This is a genomic window from uncultured Psychrobacter sp., from assembly GCF_947500265.1.
Lineage (GTDB): Bacteria > Pseudomonadota > Gammaproteobacteria > Pseudomonadales > Moraxellaceae > Psychrobacter.
Window position 1 is genome coordinate 129,317 of the sequence record NZ_CANMRN010000007.1, and the last position, 17,671, is coordinate 146,987.

At 43.4% G+C, this 17,671-nt stretch carries 14 protein-coding genes; 7 read left to right on the forward strand and 7 right to left on the reverse strand.

Annotated elements, in window-relative coordinates; genetic code table 11:
* The first annotated feature begins 176 nt into the window (after positions 1-176).
* Positions 177-1,106 (forward strand): bile acid:sodium symporter family protein, encoded by a 930-nt coding sequence (locus Q0788_RS11040; RefSeq protein ID WP_298810539.1) that lies wholly within the window; start codon positions 177-179, stop codon positions 1,104-1,106.
* A gap of 117 nt (positions 1,107-1,223) precedes the next feature.
* Here Q0788_RS11040 and Q0788_RS11045 read toward each other — a convergent pair whose 3' ends face one another.
* From Q0788_RS11045 to Q0788_RS11070, 6 genes are all read right to left on the reverse strand, one after another.
* A complete protein-coding gene (locus Q0788_RS11045) occupies positions 1,224-1,379 on the reverse strand; it encodes a DUF2256 domain-containing protein (RefSeq protein WP_298810542.1) in 156 nt (51 codons plus the stop codon).
* Between the two features lie 45 nt (positions 1,380-1,424).
* On the reverse strand, positions 1,425-1,586 hold the full coding sequence (locus Q0788_RS11050) for a DUF2256 domain-containing protein (RefSeq protein WP_082624551.1): 162 nt from the start codon (positions 1,584-1,586) through the stop codon (positions 1,425-1,427).
* A gap of 68 nt (positions 1,587-1,654) precedes the next feature.
* Positions 1,655-2,626: a Xaa-Pro aminopeptidase gene (locus Q0788_RS11055; RefSeq protein WP_298810545.1), complete on the reverse strand. Its 972-nt coding sequence runs from the start codon at positions 2,624-2,626 to the stop codon at positions 1,655-1,657.
* A 318-nt stretch (positions 2,627-2,944) separates the two neighbouring features.
* Positions 2,945-3,430, reverse strand: coding sequence for an META domain-containing protein (locus tag Q0788_RS11060; protein ID WP_298810548.1), 486 nt, complete (start codon positions 3,428-3,430; stop codon positions 2,945-2,947).
* 370 nt (positions 3,431-3,800) lie between these two features.
* Positions 3,801-4,907 (reverse strand): lipase secretion chaperone, encoded by a 1,107-nt coding sequence (locus tag Q0788_RS11065; RefSeq protein ID WP_298810551.1) that lies wholly within the window; start codon positions 4,905-4,907, stop codon positions 3,801-3,803.
* A 46-nt stretch (positions 4,908-4,953) separates the two neighbouring features.
* Positions 4,954-6,030, reverse strand: a complete 1,077-nt coding sequence (locus Q0788_RS11070; protein ID WP_298810554.1) for a triacylglycerol lipase — start codon at positions 6,028-6,030, stop codon at positions 4,954-4,956.
* Positions 6,031-6,325: 295 nt separating this feature from the next.
* Between Q0788_RS11070 and map the strand changes: the two genes are divergently transcribed.
* Both map and glnD read left to right on the forward strand, forming a co-directional pair.
* Positions 6,326-7,120 (forward strand): type I methionyl aminopeptidase, encoded by a 795-nt coding sequence (gene map / locus Q0788_RS11075; protein ID WP_101204961.1) that lies wholly within the window; start codon positions 6,326-6,328, stop codon positions 7,118-7,120.
* A gap of 239 nt (positions 7,121-7,359) precedes the next feature.
* A complete protein-coding gene (gene glnD, locus Q0788_RS11080) occupies positions 7,360-10,116 on the forward strand; it encodes a [protein-PII] uridylyltransferase (protein ID WP_298810557.1) in 2,757 nt (918 codons plus the stop codon).
* Between the two features lie 81 nt (positions 10,117-10,197).
* Here glnD and Q0788_RS11085 read toward each other — a convergent pair whose 3' ends face one another.
* Positions 10,198-10,869: a hypothetical protein gene (locus tag Q0788_RS11085; protein WP_298810560.1), complete on the reverse strand. Its 672-nt coding sequence runs from the start codon at positions 10,867-10,869 to the stop codon at positions 10,198-10,200.
* A 261-nt stretch (positions 10,870-11,130) separates the two neighbouring features.
* Between Q0788_RS11085 and dapC the strand changes: the two genes are divergently transcribed.
* From dapC to Q0788_RS11105, 4 genes are all read left to right on the forward strand, one after another.
* Positions 11,131-12,360, forward strand: coding sequence for a succinyldiaminopimelate transaminase (gene dapC, locus Q0788_RS11090; protein ID WP_298810563.1), 1,230 nt, complete (start codon positions 11,131-11,133; stop codon positions 12,358-12,360).
* Between the two features lie 153 nt (positions 12,361-12,513).
* On the forward strand, positions 12,514-14,505 hold the full coding sequence (locus Q0788_RS11095; RefSeq protein WP_298810566.1) for a DUF294 nucleotidyltransferase-like domain-containing protein: 1,992 nt from the start codon (positions 12,514-12,516) through the stop codon (positions 14,503-14,505).
* Positions 14,506-14,587: 82 nt separating this feature from the next.
* Complete coding sequence (locus Q0788_RS11100) at positions 14,588-15,193, forward strand: 3'-5' exonuclease (protein ID WP_298810569.1); 606 nt, start codon at positions 14,588-14,590, stop codon at positions 15,191-15,193.
* A 322-nt stretch (positions 15,194-15,515) separates the two neighbouring features.
* Positions 15,516-17,615, forward strand: coding sequence for a D-alanyl-D-alanine carboxypeptidase (locus Q0788_RS11105; protein WP_298810572.1), 2,100 nt, complete (start codon positions 15,516-15,518; stop codon positions 17,613-17,615).
* Positions 17,616-17,671: the final 56 nt, after the last annotated feature.

Consider the following 17,671-nt stretch of genomic DNA (forward strand, 5'->3'; position numbering starts at 1 on the left):
AGTTCTTTTTTGGCTTACTTATTTAATATAAGTAAGCCATTTTTTATGGCATTTCATTTTGCTTACCCTCAGCAAACTTATCGCTACGTTCATAGCAAAATACTTTCATCATTTACTGACAACAACCATGCTAGATTATTGTCTATTCTATTATTATTATCTTTGTGAGACAGGCTATGAATCAGATTGCATTACTTTCTAGTTGGATTGGCAAAACTTTTGCAATTTGGGCATTGGTCAGTGCTGTTTTGGGATTTATTTTTCCTGAATTTTTTGCTTCGTTGGCTTTTTTGATCGTTCCTATACTTGGCATCATTATGTTTGGGATGGGCATGACGCTCAAAACGGAAGATTTCCTAGAGATTGTCAAACGTCCTAAACCTGTACTGGTTGGCCTATTGGCACAGTTCACGCTCATGCCACTCATTGCTTACCTATTAACGGTCATTTTCAACCTCGATCCTTTAATAGCAGTCGGTGTTATTTTGGTTGGTTGTTGTCCTGGCGGCACGTCGAGTAACGTGATTACGTTCTTAGCCAAAGGTGATGTCGCATTGAGTGTGGCGATTACCTCTATCTCTACCCTGCTTGCACCTTTTCTGACCCCTATTCTGCTCAGTGTTTTTGCGGGGCAGCTGATTGATATCGACCTAGCCAGTATGATGATGACCATTACCAAAATTGTCATCTTACCTATCTTACTCGGTGTTATTTTTCATAAGTTTTTGGGTAAAAAGATAGAGTTCGTCACTGAGGTATTGCCGATGGTGTCGGTATTCGGCATTTCCATCATTATAGCGGCGGTGGTTGCCATGTCTAAAGCGACTATCTTAGATAGTGGTGCTATCGTCTTTATCGTGGTTGCCTTACATAATATGACGGGTTATACCTTGGGATATGTAATCGCTCGATTGTCTGGATTTACGGAGAGACAGCGCCGCGCCATTATGGTGGAAGTGGGCATGCAAAACTCTGGTCTGGGCGCTGCCCTTGCCGCGACTTATTTCAATCCTGTCGCTGCCTTACCGAGTGCGATATTTAGTGTATGGCATAACTTTAGTGGGGCGCTGGTTGCGAATATTTTTGCTAAGAGAGATGCTAGGTAGGTTTTAATAGGGATATTTAAACTATTATTGGCTAAGGGTATACGATGAATAATCGTATACCCCTTTTATTAAAACTTGATATATCTAATTACTAACGTAATTTATTGCCATATTACTTTAATCTATTGTATGGTTTTTATCCTTGCTCCGCCGACACTTTTCAGAACAATAAATCACCTGCTCCCAGTCCTTTTCCCACTTCTTACGCCACGTAAATGGGCGCTGGCAGACGGGGCAGGTTTTTTGCGGTAGATTTACTTTTTTATGTGCCATTATTTGCTCCCATCCACTTCTAGCTATTTGTGTTGTGGTGACATCTTACTTTTGATGATCTAGCCCTTCGTACTTTTTAACACGGCGGCATTGGTCTGAGCAATAGACCATGCTCTCCCAGTTTTTATCAAGCTTCTTAGTCCAGCTAAACTCGCGCTCGCAGACAGGGCAGAGTTTTTTGCGGACGTTCTTTTTTTTGTGCGCCATACTTTTTTATCCTCAGATTTATCTTATTTTTGAATTAAATATTAGAATTTCAATATGCGTTTAATACATTAGCGACCCCATATCGGTGAGCGCACGACTCCACCATTTTTTCCGCTAATGGCATAGCTGGTATTGCCTGACAGCGAATGGATAACTAGACTACCACTAGATTGTCCTGCTGCTTGCCCGCCCACATTCAAACGGCGAGTTGGATAGATGGCATAATTGCCAGAGGGAGATAGACGTGCAGGCTCATCAAGCCCTGTTTCTGCCAATTTGACCACTTGCCCAGTCGTCAAGGTCATGACAGCCGCTTTGCGACCATTTAAGTAGGCCATACGCTGACCATCTAAGCTAAGTTGAGGACTGGCCACATACCCATTTGTTGATACAGGTGTCGCATTACCCGTAGCGAAGTCATAACGATAAATTCGCGGTCGTCCAGCACGGACTTTATCACTGGTATAGACAAAGCTCTTGCCATCAGCAGCATAACTGGGCTGTACCTCTGTACTCGGCAGGGTCGTTAACTGATGGGTATTGCCATCACTCAGACGCATCTTATAGATATCAGCATTACCACCGACAGTAGAGCTATAAAGCAAATCTTGACCATCGGGTGAAAATGACGCTGACATATTGCTGCCTTTAGCATTCACCACTAGGTTGCGCGTATTGCTACTACGATCATAAATATAAATTTTGGGATGCTCACGCGGGGCTTGTTTGCTATAGGCAAGCAGTTGTCCGTCTGCCGACCATGCTGGCGCATAGATATAGCCATTAAGCTGATCGATGAGCTGACGATCGCTACCGTCAGGACGGATACTATAAAGTGACGATACTTTTGCCGTACCTATGCCTTGCTCTTCTACATAGGCAATATATCCTTGGCGATCAATCACTGGCATACGTGCAGTCAGCGGACTGGTCTCAACTGTACTGATTGGCTTTTTTATTGAGCTATTAGGTAATGTCTGACAGCCAGTGAGGACGGTAACTATAGCTATCGTAGTAATGACTTTTATGGTTTCAAACATAGCGTGGTATCCAATAGATCCTAATGATAAAAGTATTGTGAATAATTAAAAAACTATCGTCACTGTTGCCGACTCAACGCCATAGCTAGTATCTTACGATATCAAAGGTATTATAGGGTTATTGCTCTAGTGTAGCCTAAACTGAGTCAAACTTTGGATAAAAAAATGCCCCACTTGATAGCGAGGCATTTTGCGTTTCAAGAAGAGTAGCTTTAAATGAGCAATTTTAAATGAGTAGTTTTAAATGAGTAGTTTTGGACAAATAATTTCAATTGTTTAAACTCACTAACCAGTCAAACTATTTACTCAATCATTAAGCTATTTTGTAACGGCTTTAAAATAAGCGACTTGATCATCATTTTTAATGGTCAAAATAGGCACATTGTTGGCATTCTTACTAAGGCTATACTTACCTTTTACAGTGGCTAATGCAGCAGTATCAAAGCTGGCTTGCGGTTCAGGGCATGCCATCATAGTACTGATGCCGTTTTTAATCTCTACTTCACCATTTGCGACACTATATCCAGCGCCCATGCTATTACAGGTATTCATAAATGCCACGTAATCCCTACCGTTATCATTCATAAAATTTAACGTTAACGGCTTGGCTGGGTCAAAAAATAGCTGAGTCACTTTATCACCATTGCTGCGTTTGGCATCAACGAGCTGCCAGTTGTGTGCTTGTAAGACATCTGCAGTGATTGGTTGGTTAACTGGCGCAGGCAAATTCGTCGTCTGACAACCCGCAGCAAGTGTACCAACTGCCAATGTCGCGACCATCATTACTTTAGTCATGTTCTTCATATCAACTCCTCGCTTTATTACATCCGATACCTTTACTAGACACCCTATCTACATAAGCCATCAGCTCTAATAGACAAGCGGTAAGCTCTGATAAACATAGTAAAAGCTCAGATTTATTATTATTCATTTATTGTTTTATTTAATGCTCTAAACAATGGCAATATTGTGCATGACTCACAGGGAGGTGTCATCATAAACTGGGTAGTTATTCGGAATGCATTTTGTACTACTTTGCAAATATCTGACTACTTGCTCTTGCCAGTACCTAAATGAGCTGCTAACTATAATCTTGCTTACTTTATCTATCCGTATCAACGATGGTTATTGATGGTTATTGACGATAGCTAGTGACGATAACTATTGACGGTAATTAGGGATTATTGACAGCTTGCTGTCGTTGCAATGCCGCATAACCATCCAAACGCTTACGCTCAGTGTCATTAAATAGTTGCTGTTCAAGCTGATTTATTTGAATTTGCGCTTGGGCGGCATCGACACCTTGGCTTAATAAGCGATTCTTTTGAGTTTCATACTGGGTGAAGCGTTGGTCAAAATTAGCGTCTTCTTGATCTACTTGTGCCAGTCTTTCTGCTACTGGTGCGCCTACCAGCTCTCGGCGCATATTATATAATTCCTCGGGCGTTGCACCGCGAGCTTTCATCTGTTCAGTTCGAGTCATCAATTCGCTAATATTGGCTTGTTGCATGATATTGGCTTTAGTAGCATTCTCTGGCAATCGACTAATATAGTCCTGACGGGCAGCTTGTTTCTGTGCGTCAGACATCTGCTTATTTTGGTCAATTCTGACCATCTCTATACTATAGTTATCGTAGTTATCCTCTGCACCAAAAAATGCTGTGATGGTTGGCTTGTCAAAGTACTGCTGACGTAAATTCGCGATATCTTGTTTTTGTTGGGCAACTGCGTTCAAGTCCAGCTCACCACTTTTGGTCGCCTGTAATTGCAGATTACCGTAGCGCTTCTCTATCTCAGGAAGTGCTTTAAGATAAGCAACATATTGATTAAAAATAGTGACCGCTTGGCTAGCGGCAGGCTCTGGTGTGTGATGGCGAATATAACTCTCCACACGGGCAAATATAGTCGCTTCTTCTTCCTCACCTAGGGCAGATAAAAAATAATCAAACAAACGCCGCAGACCTTCAGTGACGACCAACTGTTTATTTTCATCGATGATAATTTCACCATCAATCTGGGTACCCTTTAATGAGCGTGGTAAATTTTCTAATCCTGTAACAAATTGAGACTGGCTGGGTGGCGTTGTCGCTTTTACGACTTGTCCCGCAGCCAGCTCAGTTGTCACTGACTCGTTAGTCTCATTATCGGAGACGGACGGTTTGATTGAAGCTGAATTTACATCGTTACTAGGCTTGAACCACAAAATAACCGCCGCTGTGGCAATGATAACCACGGCGATGATAGCAATTGTGACATAGGCTGGACGGCGGCTATTTGACATAAACGATATTTCTCAATCAATGAATATTCTTATTTTGTAGTTCAGCTTATAGGTTGGCGTTTTTCAGACGGTTTACCTGAGTACGATAGATAGATTTTGGCTCAGACTCTCCCCATGCCGTCAGACCCAAGACTTGATCAGCGGAATCTAAATGGTTCATTCTATAATTATCACGAACCACATAGCCAAGACGACTTGAGCAAGCAGATACCAATCCATCATTCGACTCACCTGCAAACGGTACGCCCGTTGCGGCCAATAGATAATCGCTAGGATCAAGTGCGCTCGTTATTTGCCCAACGCCGCTAAACGAATAATACTTGATGCCATTGACCGCAGTACTAGTCGGTTGACCACAATAGTTTTTGGGCATTGCTGCAGGAAATTTGGCATTGAACTTAGCAGCACCATCGGTCGATAGAGCCACGAGCGCTTGCCAACCATCTTGTTGTTGAATTTGATTGAAACTGATACCTGACCCAATATCTGTAAAGCCACCAATCAGATTAAACACACCTGATACTAGCTGGGTGGTGACATTAGATGGCTGTCCAGAAGTATTATTTGGCTCAAGGACATTTTTAACAAAATCAGCGGTTTTTGATCCTTGCTCTGGGCTTGATACCGCAGTTACTGAAGCCACGTACTTTGGCGCGACGCCAGCGACATAACGGATATCTATACCGCCCTGACTGTGTCCAAACAAATTAACTTTAGACTCACCTGAAATCGCGGCAATGGTCTTGACCTGTTGTAGCAGTTGCTCACCTCGAACTTCGCTGTTATTGACCGCTGACGTTTTGGTGGTATATACCTCTGAGCCACCTTTCATCAAGTCTTCTGGAATCCCATTAAAATAATCAATGACTCCAAATAACGTCGTGAAGCCGCCAAGCCCGTGTGCTAAGACGACTGGATATTGAGTTTTAGTGTAACTAGAAGTGAAGTATTTACTGTCCACCAACTTGCAACCGTTAGCATTGGCACAATTATAGTATTGTCCTGCAGCTTGAGCAGAAGTGGTTTGTATGGTCATTAGAAGCACACCAGCACTAATTGAACCCAGTATTGGTAAAAATGTCTTTGGTGTGAGAGCTGCACGAATGTACAAAGAAAGCGTCATAACAACATCCTTGTTATCATTGATTTGGTTATTTTTACTGCACAACTACAGTAAAAAGTGCTGCTAATTCCGTTAGCAGGCAAAATTACATTACTTATATATCTTGCAACATTCAACTAATTTGTCAATATATGAATATATTGGTCTGACTAATGAGTCATATAAGCCCTCACCATGCTGTAAAGCAATTATTATCAATGATAATGATAGGTACACTATCACTTAACGTAAAAGTGTCACTAGTACGTTTATGGTATAATCTATCCACAATGAACCCATAATTATAAGATATACGATGATGACTAAAAAATCCCTTATCCAGTCTCCAGAAGCCATAGAAAAAATGCGTGTGGCCGGTAAACTCGCTAGTGATGTGCTTGTCATGCTCGACGAGCATGTCAAAGTGGGCGTCAGTACCGAAGCGCTCAATCAGATTGCCCATGACTATATTGTTAATGTGCAGCAGGCTATCCCTGCCCCACTTAACTATAATGGTTTTCCAAAATCTATCTGTACCTCAGTCAACCATGTTGTTTGTCACGGTATCCCAACTGAAAGCAAGCTGCTGAAAGATGGTGATATTATCAACATAGATGTGACTGTTATCAAAGATGGTTACTATGGTGATACTTCAAAAATGTGGATCGTCGGCAACGGCTCTATCATGGCACAGCGTATTTGCAAAGTGGCACAAGATGCCCTTTATGCGGGTATGAGCGTGGTCAAGAACGGTGCTCGTCTTGGTGATGTCGGCGCTGCTATTCAAGCCGTTGTCGAGCCTGAGCGCTTTAGTATCGTTCGCGAGTTCTGTGGTCATGGTATCAGTGATGAATTCCACCATGAGCCACAAGTCATGCACTATGGCAAAAAAGGCACTGGCTTTGAGTTAAAAACAGGTATGACGTTTACCATCGAACCTATGATTAACCAAGGTACGTGGCAAACTAAGATTTTGCCTGATGAGTGGACGGCGATTACTAAAGACCGTAAATTGTCTGCTCAATGGGAGCACACCATGGTCGTAACAGATAATGGTTGTGAGGTATTTACTACTCGCCCCGAAGAAGATTTAAGTTTTTTGACGCAGTAGTACAATCAAAGATCGCTTAGGCGGTCTTTTTTTTGGTCTTTAATTAGGGCATATTGAGTATTGTGCTTATAGGCGCTTTGTCTTTATACTCAGATGACCTGATAACTTCTATTGATATATTTATCAGCACTTTTATTGATAATTGCTATTCGTGACTTTTATTAGCCATCAGCACATTAGATGCCCAATAGCGCTCAGCTCGAACGTTCTATTTCTAAACTCTTAACTGGATAACACTCATGTTTAATTGTGATATCGCCTCTGTTGATTTGACGCCTTTACCGATACTACCAAGTGAGGTGGCGACAGACTCATCCCCACTGTCAGCCAAAAATGTGACAGACAAGAATCTACTTGGCATTCCTGAATGGTTGGCCCAGATCAACGACGATATCAGCCGCTCACTAGAACGTGGCACTAACATTCGCCAACTGGTTGCAGCACGTGCTTGCGCTATCGATAGCCTATTGATTGCGTTGTTCAAATGGTTTGAGTTAGATAAGACTGATTTGGCGTTTTTTGCGACTGGTGGTTACGGGCGCGGTGAGCTATCGCTCTATTCAGACATCGATATTTTACTCCTGTCTCCTGGTGAAATAGGTGCTGATGCCAGTAGTAAAATCGACAAACTGGTTGCTCTACTATGGGATATAGGACTAGAGCCCGCACTCTCTGTACGTAGTGTCAATGATGCGCTAGAGGCTGCGCTTGACCATACGATTGCTAGTGCTCAGCTAGAGGCTCGACTCCTAATCGGTAACGAAGCATTGCAAGACATGCCCGCTCAAATCGTCAATAAACAGTGGTCTCCACGCGCATTTTTTGATGTAAAAATGGAAGAATCTAAAGCGCGTTATTTGCAGCACAATGCCACCGAGTACAACCTTGAACCCAATATCAAAACAGCACCGGGTGGGCTACGTGATATTCATATCATCGGCTGGGTCACTAAGCGTTATTTTCGCGTGAGCAAGCTATATGATTTAGTGCAACAGAACTTTTTGACTGAAAAAGAATTTGATGAGTTGAGCTTTGCCGAAGGGTATTTATGGCAAATTCGTCATTACTTACATGTACTGACGGGCCGTAATGAAAACAAGTTGTTATTCGATTATCAGCGCGAGATTGCTCAGTTAATGGGCTACGAGACCCAACCTGACGACCAGCCTAACGCTGCGGTCGAACGGTTTATGCGCGACTACTATCGCTGTGCGATGCAGATATCAACGCTGTCTGAGATGCTGACCAATCATTATTATGAAACGATCATAGAGCCGCAGCTGCCTGACGATGAACGTCCAAAAAAACAGCCCATAAATGCGCGATTCAACCGTATTGGTAACCAGATTGCCATTGCGCATCATCGAGTTTTTGCACAGCACCCTGACTCTATCTTAGAGATGTTTTTATTGATGGGTCAGCATGGCATCGATAAAGTTCGCACCCATACTTTGCGCGCACTTAAAATTGCCGCACGCGGCATCGATCAAATATATAGAGACAATCCTACTCACAAAGCGTTGTTTTTATCGAATCTAAAAGAACAAAACTACCTATTCCATCGTCTACGTACCATGAATCGTTACGGGGTATTGGGTAACTATATTCCTGCTTTTGCGCAAGTTACTGGCCTCATGCAATATGACTTGTTCCATCGTTATACAGTAGATGCGCATACCTTGTTTTTGATTAGAATCTTGCATCGATTTACAGATCCAACCTTTCACGAAGAGTTTCCACTGGTCAGCTCTATCTTTCAGCGTATCGAACGTAAAGAGATTTTGGTACTGGCAGCCATGTTCCATGATATTGCTAAAGGCCGTGGCGGTGACCATAGTGAGCTTGGTCAAACAGAATCGATTGAGTTTTGCTTATCGCATGGTATGAGCTTGGCTGATGCAAATTTAGTAGGCTGGCTCACGCGCTATCACCTTCTTATGTCGATTACTGCACAGAAAAAAGATATCTCAGACCCTGAAGTGGTGACTATTTTCTCTGATCTCATCGGTAACGTGACTCATCTGAACCATCTGTATGTACTGACGGTGGCTGATATGAATGCGACCAACCCACAGCTATGGAACAGCTGGCGGGCAACCCTCATGAAACAGCTATACTCACAAACTCGCCGCATCTTGCGCGCTGATATCGACGCGCCTACCAATCGTCAAGATATGATTAGTGCTACACGCAAGCAAGCGTTGACGATGCTAGATAATGTCAATAACCAACATATGAACCGCGATGAAGTATTGCGTCTGTGGGATGACTTGGGCGATGAGTATTTCTTGCGAGAGATTGCAGAAGATATCTTATGGCATACTGAAGCTATTTTGAATCACCCACCGATTGGATTGGCATCTAATGCTGACAGTCCGCCGTTGGTCGTTTTGCGTGAGCATCGCGAATTAGCACTTGATGCGGTGCAGGTCTTTGTCTATACCCAAGATCAGATGAACCTATTTGCCGTTACCATGGCAGTATTTGATCAGATGAATCTTGATGTTTTAGATGCACGTATTATTACAGCGACCCGTGATTTTGCTTTGGATTCTTATGTATTGCTAGATCCTAGTGGCACATTGTTGGTTGATGAGGAGAGCCAACAAGAGCTAAAACAACGCTTAATTGACTCGTTCAAAGACCCTACTGTACTTAAGCTGACGAACAAGCGTATGCCGCGTCAGTTGAAACACTTTGAAGTAAAAACGGTGATTAACTTCGAATTCAATGAAGCATCAGATCAGCACATCTTGAGCTTAGAAACGCTTGATCAGCCAGGGCTACTGGCGCGAGTTGGGCAAGTGTTTTTGCAAGAGCAAATCGAAGTACATGCTGCGCGTATTACTACTCTAGGTGAGCGTGCTGAGGATATGTTTTATATCAGTGATCAAAACGATAAGCCACTCTCACCTGATAGACTGGAAGCATTAAAGGCAGCTCTGTTAGCCAGTCTTACCGTTCAGAAAGAGCATAATAGCGTAATATATTTTTGATACGGCTAGATAGTTTTGGTTAGCCATTATTTTGAATATTAACTAGCAAAAGTAGTCTGATAGTCATCATAGAAGTACGTTTTATAACGTACTTCTATAGGTTATCTCGCTGGCATGTTCGTTCAATTCATCGTCAGCAAGCTCTGGTGGCAAAACACCTACTTCAGGTGGCTGCTGCTCCATGATTAATCGTCCAGCATCGACTTCTTTTTGTAGCAAACACTGCAAGCTTGCTAGGTGAAACTGTCCATCTAGATAATCATCTAACGCTTCTAAAGAGATAGGCGATTTGGCATGTACATCAGGATACAGGCTATCCTCTGCCAAAATAATCATTTCATTGAGCGCCTCTTCGCGCATCAGCTCGTCGTTGTCTATTTTGCGCTGCAGTTTGTTTTCCAACTGGCCTTTAGCAGCAAGTGCGCTGACAAAAAATATGGTCTGTATTACAAACAAAGAGACGTATTGCCATAGCGGTAATGAGATACCAAATATATTATTGAGCAGCATCAAGGCCATTGCCACTACCACGTAGCCGACCAATTGCCACAACAGCCACATAATGAGGCTGTTTTCACCATACCAAAACATTTTCTTTTCTTGACGTTCGATCAGTTGCTGGCGCGCTTGCCACCAGCTCTGTTCACGCTCTTTGAGCAGTTTATACAGGCTAGAGCGCTGTAAATTGTTATCAAGTTTTTCATTATTGATATCCTTAGCGATGAGATCATCATTATTTAGCACACTAGACATATCAAACTATCCTTAAAACGATCTACTACGTTTGTGATGTAGTCATTTTTTATATTGTTATAGGTTATAAATTATGAAATTTTCAAAAGACTTTTGAGCGACTACCTATTTGGTAGTCATATAATGAATAGCTTACGCTTGGTAAATGCCTATTCACGATATAAGAAGAAAAGGACAAAAAATTAGAGAAGTGCTACACTGCTCTAATGTAAATTTTCTTTATAACTTTATTATTAATTGTCTATTATAGTTATCACACTTATGAATCACAACTTAAAGCATCTACATCCTTATCCATTCGCAAAGATGGCAACATTGCTTGCCGATCGCAAGCCTGCCAACGGTTACAGTGAAATAAAGCTCGGTATTGGTGAGCCAAAACATGAGCCCCCTGCATTTGTGCTGGACGTCCTACGCGAAAACTTGGACAAAATAAGTCGTTATCCAACCACAAACGGTATGTTTGAGCTACGTCAAACTATCGCCCACTGGTTAGAGAAGCGGTTTTTTCTTAATCACGTCGATGCCAATACTCAAGTATTACCAGTAATGGGCACACGAGAAGCGATTTTTAGCTTCGTACAAGCGGTCGTTGATCATGATGTAGCTGACACAGAGAGCAATTCTCTAGCGTCTAACACATTGCCTACAGTCGTCATGCCCAACCCGTTTTATCAGATATATGAAGGCGCAGCGATACTGGCACAGGCAACGCCTTACTTTGTCCCTTGTGCATCAGATAATGGCTATAAAGGTGACTATCGCGCGGTGCCAAAAGACGTTTGGACACGTACGCAGCTATTGTTTGTCTGTAGTCCAAACAATCCAACAGGCGCCGTCATGACGATGGATGATTGGGAATACCTTATTCGTCTATCAGATCAGTACGGTTTTATTATTGCCAGTGACGAGTGTTATAGCGAACTGTATTTTGATACAGCTCCGATTGGATTGCTTCAAGCCTGTGCGGCCCTTGGTCGCCGTGATTTTAAAAACTGTATCGTGTTCCACTCTTTATCTAAACGTTCAAACTTACCGGGTTTGCGCTCTGGATTTGTGGCTGGTGATGCCAAAATTTTGCAGGCTTATTTGCAATATCGTACTTACCAAGGTTGTGCGATGCCGATACCTCATCAGCTCGCCTCTATCGCTGCGTGGCAAGACGAAAAACACGTCGCTCATAATCGAGCGCTATATCAAGAAAAGTTTGCCCTATGGATGTCTGAGCTTGGTGAGTTGCTAGAGTTACGTATGCCTGATGCTGGGTTTTACTTTTGGGTCAAAGTACCTGAACAGTTCGGCGGTGATGATGAAATCTTTGTCACAGCGCTGTATGAGCAAGCCAATATTCATGCATTGGCAGGACGCTATTTATCACGTGAAGTTGATGGTCATAATCCTGGACAAGGTTATGTGCGTATCGCTCTGGTCGCGAGTGCCGATGAGAGCCTAGAAGCAATCAGTCGTATCCGCAAATTATTAGGTGCTTAAAGCTAATTAGAAAAATCTACTGTATCTAAAACAAATGTCACAATATTAAAAAGCCTCCAATAACCACAATATAAATAGGGTTATTGGAGGCTTTTTGTTTTATTAATGCTATAGTAAAGTCTCTACCGAAAATATGCCATCAAGGATGATGCCATGCCCCATCTTGATTTTAGCCAACCGCCCTTTGATGTATTGAGCTTAGCCGAGCGTCAAAGCATTAGAAAAAACACCCAGATACGCTACCTTGCCAAAAACGAGAGCTTGCCTGCAGAAGAGCTGCAATGTCTGTATGTGGTCATCAAAGGGCAAATCGAGCAATCATTAGATGGTGAGTTTGTCGCGTCCTATGTCGGTAGTAATCACGCTGACGGCCTGAACAATAATGATTGGTTTGATAGTCGCCGCCTGCCTGAATCACTTGCCAAGGATAATCAACTAGAGCCTGAAAGTACGCCTATACAGCCTTATCAATTCCGAGCTAATGAAGAGACGTTACTGCTCCAAGTCGCTGGCACCGCTATCGATAAAATCAGCGCGCAAAATCATCTGGTACGCCAAATGCTATCAGACAAGCTGCCTGAGCGATTAAAAGCATTGCGCCAGCGACGTCATAATAAAACGCTAGATCCTGCCAGCTATACCAACCAACAAGAAGTACAGCAAATCATGCTGCAGCCAGTGGTAGATGTTCATCTATTACCAGTCCATATTGTCGATGCCAATGATAGCTTGTACGAAGCGGCCCGCATCATGACAAAAGCTGGTTTAAAACATGTACTGGTCAGACCGCTACATGGCTTAGATAGTTTGGATGGCTTAGATGACTTACAACTAGATGATTTAGATGGCTCACAAACAGCGCGACATGAGACAAGGTTACTCTTAGGGATTTTGACCGATACTGATATTTGTCGTGCTGTAAGTGATAAACAAGATCCTGCCACTACTCCTTGCCAGCGCTATGCTAATTTTAATCTCCGTACGATCAAAGCCAGTGATGAGATTGGCGATGCGCTGCTGACCATGACTCGCTATCGTATTCATAGACTGCCAGTCATTGATAAGAGTGGCGATGTCGTTGGTGTGCTTGGGCAAAGCGATATGCTCGCTCATATTGGTCATCATTCGCAGCTGATTAGTATTCAAATCGAACAGGCACAAGACTTAGCGAGCCTAGATACCGCTGTTGAGCTAATCGGTCGCTATATTCGTGCACAGCATCACAATGGTGTCAAAATCGGCAATATCAGTCGTATGGTACAGACGCTAAATGCGCAGGTATTTACCAAACTATGGCAGTTAATCGTACCTGATGAAGTGATGGCCAATACCTGCCTTATCGTTATGGGTTCAGAAGGGCGTGGTGAGCAAATCATGCGTACCGATCAGGACAATGCGCTCATCATTCGTGATGGCTATACGCATCCCGACCTAGCACAGTTCACTGATACTTTTAATAGCCATTTAGCGACGCTTGGCTACCCACTGTGTGATGGCAATATCATGATGACCAATCCTATGTGGCGACAACCGCTCAAGCCATTCACTGCACAAATTAACCTATGGTTTAGAAATTCAAATCCGATGCATGGCATTTACTTGTCTGCGATACTAGATGGTGAATACGTCTGCGGCGATGAGTCACTGCTTACTCAAGTACGTCAGCATTTAAAGCTTGCTCATAGCCAGGCAGATCCTATGTTTGTCAGGCAATTTTCCCGGGCAGCGCTACAGTTTGGCGATGTTAATCAATGGTGGCAAAAGTTTGTACCTTTACTAGGTGGCAAATCAGCATCATCCGATATTGACCTAAAAAAAGGCGGTATATTTCCCTTAGTGCATGGTATCCGTACCTTAGCATTAGAAAACAATGTGCTCGATGTTCCTAGTACCAAGGCTCGTTTAAAGGCTCTGGTACAGGTTGATGCTATGACCCAAGAGCGCGCCGATACGCTGCTTGAAGCCTTAGAGTTTTTTATGGCGCAGCGCTTGTCCGTGGCACTCTCAACCGACGATAAGCATGCACGGCAAGTAGATCCAACGACTTTGACCGCACTTGAACGTGATCTACTCAAAGAGTGTCTGGCCGTGGTCAAAAGCTTTAAAAATCAGTTGCGTCAACACTATCAATTAGAAATCGCATAAATGTGGCAGTTTTAATACAGAGGCTCCATGGATAGAGAAAATTTATAAACACAAAAACAATATAGATGGATGAACGACTAATATGAGCTGGTTACAGCAGTTATCTTGCGCTTGGCAAAAGACGCAATTGCAGCGTCCAGAGCTTGCCTCAATGTTTACGACACCTTCGGCTGAGCAGTGGGTGGCGATTGACTGCGAAATGACAGGACTGAACCCCAAAAAGCATCACCTGCTGTCTGTAGCAGCGATACATATTAATGGCAATACGATCGACACGGGTAATGGTATGCATTTGGTTTGCAGACCTCCTGTGATGCCAGACCGCGACACTATTGTCATTCATGGCCTACGTACCGCCGACGTTGAACATGGCATGAGTTACGATGACATGTTAGCCCTGCTGCTACCATTCATAGGTAATCGACCAATCGTTGGATTCTGCATACAGCTAGACATGGCTTTTTTGAACCCTTTGGTTAAACGCTATATGGGAACCTCGCTACCAAATGAAACCATAGATTTGCGGCATTTGTACAGTCGGCGTATCAGTGGTCACACACAAGGGCTTTCTGGACAAGCCCAACATCTGAATCGCATATTAGCCCATTACAATATTCCTGAACTGGGCGCGCATGATGCTTATAACGATGCTGTTATGACGGCGATGGCTTTTTTGCATGTGCGTTAGCAGCAAGTCATGCTCGCAGTTCAATCTATAGTTAGAGTTAGTTATCTAAATAAGGGCGTCATTATCGCTAGGGCGTGCCCTCATTTTGAAAATGGTGATAAAAATGAGATAAACGGCAGCCAAACAAGCAAAGGAGTACAGATAATATCGGGATATCAGCCAGCTACTTAACGCAGTCTGGCAAAGATTTGGCCATTTTTAGCCCATTTAAATTTTATTGTTCAGATTGAGGACACGTCCTAAATTGTACTGCTGACATCGTGTGCGAAAACAGCAACTCATGTTACCATAGGCTGTTTTTGCCACCTGATGAAAGATGCTCATGCGATACCCTTCTAAACACCGTCATTACTCTACTGCTGCAACCCAAATCACCACGCTTTGTCGTCATTTGCGACCGCTAGACTGGCCTAATAAACGTCTATCTAGGTTAGCGTTATTGGCAGCAGTTATAGTCGCACCGATACATGCACAAGCCATGTTACCAGCAGCTATTCAAAGAGCCTTGGCACGTGCCGACTTGACAGAAGCGGATATCAGCATCGTTATTACACCTGTGGGTGACAAGACTGCCAGCCGTCTGCCTACTCCTATTCAAGTCATCAATAGTGATGAATCTGACAGCCAATCTGCATCTACTATAGTATCTGAGCACCCAACTACAGACACCTCGATGGATACAATTAGCAGCGTCCCGAGCCATCAGAGCGCGTTAGTTACCATAGAGCAGCGCACCATTGAGAAGCACGAGCAAAAAACACACGCTTATACCGATGACCCTTATACTTATCAGAGCGTAGAGAGCATTCCAACGGTTATTCCTGACGAACCTCAGCATACGCTTGATCAGAATGCCAAAGCCCAAGATACTGTGGGCAATAATAAAACCTCTATAAAGATTTCATTTTCGCCTTTGCTGGATCACCAGTCCGACATCCCTCGTACGCCTGCCAGCACCATGAAACTCGTGCCTAGCTTTATCGCTTTGGACACTTTAGGAGCGGATTTTGTGTGGCATACACGGGTTTATCACACAGGCATTGTCATCGGCAACCGTCTACAGGGTGACTTGATTATTCAAGGTAGTGGCGACCCAAAAATGACTCACGAGCGCTTAAAACAGTTGCTGTATAAAGTGCAAGCATCCGGTATTCGTCATATCGATGGTGACATCATCATCGACAGCACGGTTTTTAATAATGTTAGTAAAGATCCTGCCGCCTTTGATAACTCGCCTCTACGCCCTTATAACGCCAGCCCCGATGGGTTTTTGGTTAACTTTAGCACCATTGGTATCAAAACTTACCCTCAAGATAACGGCCAAGCAAGCGTGACCTATAAGCCGCGGTTAGCCAACTACCAGCTGCCTGCTACAATCAATACCCGTGCAGCCAGTTGTGGGCAAGCAAGCTATAGCCTAGCGCCGCAGTGGCAAAACACGCAGCTTGTGTTAAATACCAGTATGCCAGAGAGCTGCGGTGAGCATGTTTTTTACGTAGCGTATCCCAATGCCAAAGAGTTTGCGGCACACGTCATCGCTGCCAAATGGCAAGCGTTGGGGAATACTTTGAGTGGACAGGTCATCTCACAAGAAACCCCTTACGATATGACCAAGACGACGAAACGAGCGCACGGGCTTACGGCTATCGCGATGTCTCCTCTACCTATGGTCAGCTATCCGTCGTTGAATTTAACCGAGCAGATTCATGATATTAACCACTTCTCAAACAATGTCATGGCTGAACAAGTCGCACTATCTATAGGCGCTTATGATAAAGAAAGGCTGACTCAATCAATACCGTCTAACATAACTGCGACGACTAGTCCAAGCAGTCATGAAGTCAAAGCTAGTAATGAAGTCAAAGCTAGTAATGAAGTCAAAGCTAGTAATGAAGTCAAAGCTAGTAATGAGATGGATAATAAAGTAGCGGCTGATAAATCTAGTGGCAAAAAGGCTGATAGCTTATATCAGTTTGGCAAACCTGTTACAACAGATTACCCTGCAGCCTTACAAACCATCAATCAATGGTGGCAAACTAATCTCAGTACGCCGCCGCCCCATTTGACCAATGGCTCAGGACTTTGCCGTGAGTGTACAATCACTGCCGCTAACCTAAGCGAGCTACTGACTTATGCTTATAGTCGACCAAATTTTGAAGCCTATGTCGACTCATTAGGTGTCGCTGGGGTTAGTGGCACTATTGCCGCCCATAGTGATCGCTTACCTGAATCGACAGCCACTGGCCGCGCATGGATAAAAACTGGCACGTTAAATAACGTCACCTCAATGGCAGGTTATGTCAAAGGGCTATCAGGACAGGATTACGTTGTCGTCGGCATAATCAATACTGAGCAAGCATTAAATCCTTATGCAGCAAGACCTGTGTTAGATGCCATGCTCGACTGGACAGCACAGCGTTGATTGTTAACGCTTTAAGACGTTGTATTATCCATACTCTATTTTTTACCTTTATAAAG

What these genes read in the sequence shown, in the direction of transcription:
- Q0788_RS11040 (WP_298810539.1), top strand. Translation starts at nt 177, where the DNA reads ATGAATCAGATTGCATTACTTTCTAGTTGGATTGGCAAAACTTTTGCA.
- Q0788_RS11045 (WP_298810542.1), bottom strand. Translation starts at nt 1,379, where the DNA reads ATGGCACATAAAAAAGTAAATCTACCGCAAAAAACCTGCCCCGTCTGC.
- Q0788_RS11050 (WP_082624551.1), bottom strand. Translation starts at nt 1,586, where the DNA reads ATGGCGCACAAAAAAAAGAACGTCCGCAAAAAACTCTGCCCTGTCTGC.
- Q0788_RS11055 (WP_298810545.1), bottom strand. Translation starts at nt 2,626, where the DNA reads ATGTTTGAAACCATAAAAGTCATTACTACGATAGCTATAGTTACCGTC.
- Q0788_RS11060 (WP_298810548.1), bottom strand. Translation starts at nt 3,430, where the DNA reads ATGAAGAACATGACTAAAGTAATGATGGTCGCGACATTGGCAGTTGGT.
- Q0788_RS11065 (WP_298810551.1), bottom strand. Translation starts at nt 4,907, where the DNA reads ATGTCAAATAGCCGCCGTCCAGCCTATGTCACAATTGCTATCATCGCC.
- Q0788_RS11070 (WP_298810554.1), bottom strand. Translation starts at nt 6,030, where the DNA reads ATGACGCTTTCTTTGTACATTCGTGCAGCTCTCACACCAAAGACATTT.
- map (WP_101204961.1), top strand. Translation starts at nt 6,326, where the DNA reads ATGATGACTAAAAAATCCCTTATCCAGTCTCCAGAAGCCATAGAAAAA.
- glnD (WP_298810557.1), top strand. Translation starts at nt 7,360, where the DNA reads ATGTTTAATTGTGATATCGCCTCTGTTGATTTGACGCCTTTACCGATA.
- Q0788_RS11085 (WP_298810560.1), bottom strand. Translation starts at nt 10,869, where the DNA reads ATGTCTAGTGTGCTAAATAATGATGATCTCATCGCTAAGGATATCAAT.
- dapC (WP_298810563.1), top strand. Translation starts at nt 11,131, where the DNA reads ATGAATCACAACTTAAAGCATCTACATCCTTATCCATTCGCAAAGATG.
- Q0788_RS11095 (WP_298810566.1), top strand. Translation starts at nt 12,514, where the DNA reads ATGCCCCATCTTGATTTTAGCCAACCGCCCTTTGATGTATTGAGCTTA.
- Q0788_RS11100 (WP_298810569.1), top strand. Translation starts at nt 14,588, where the DNA reads ATGAGCTGGTTACAGCAGTTATCTTGCGCTTGGCAAAAGACGCAATTG.
- Q0788_RS11105 (WP_298810572.1), top strand. Translation starts at nt 15,516, where the DNA reads ATGCGATACCCTTCTAAACACCGTCATTACTCTACTGCTGCAACCCAA.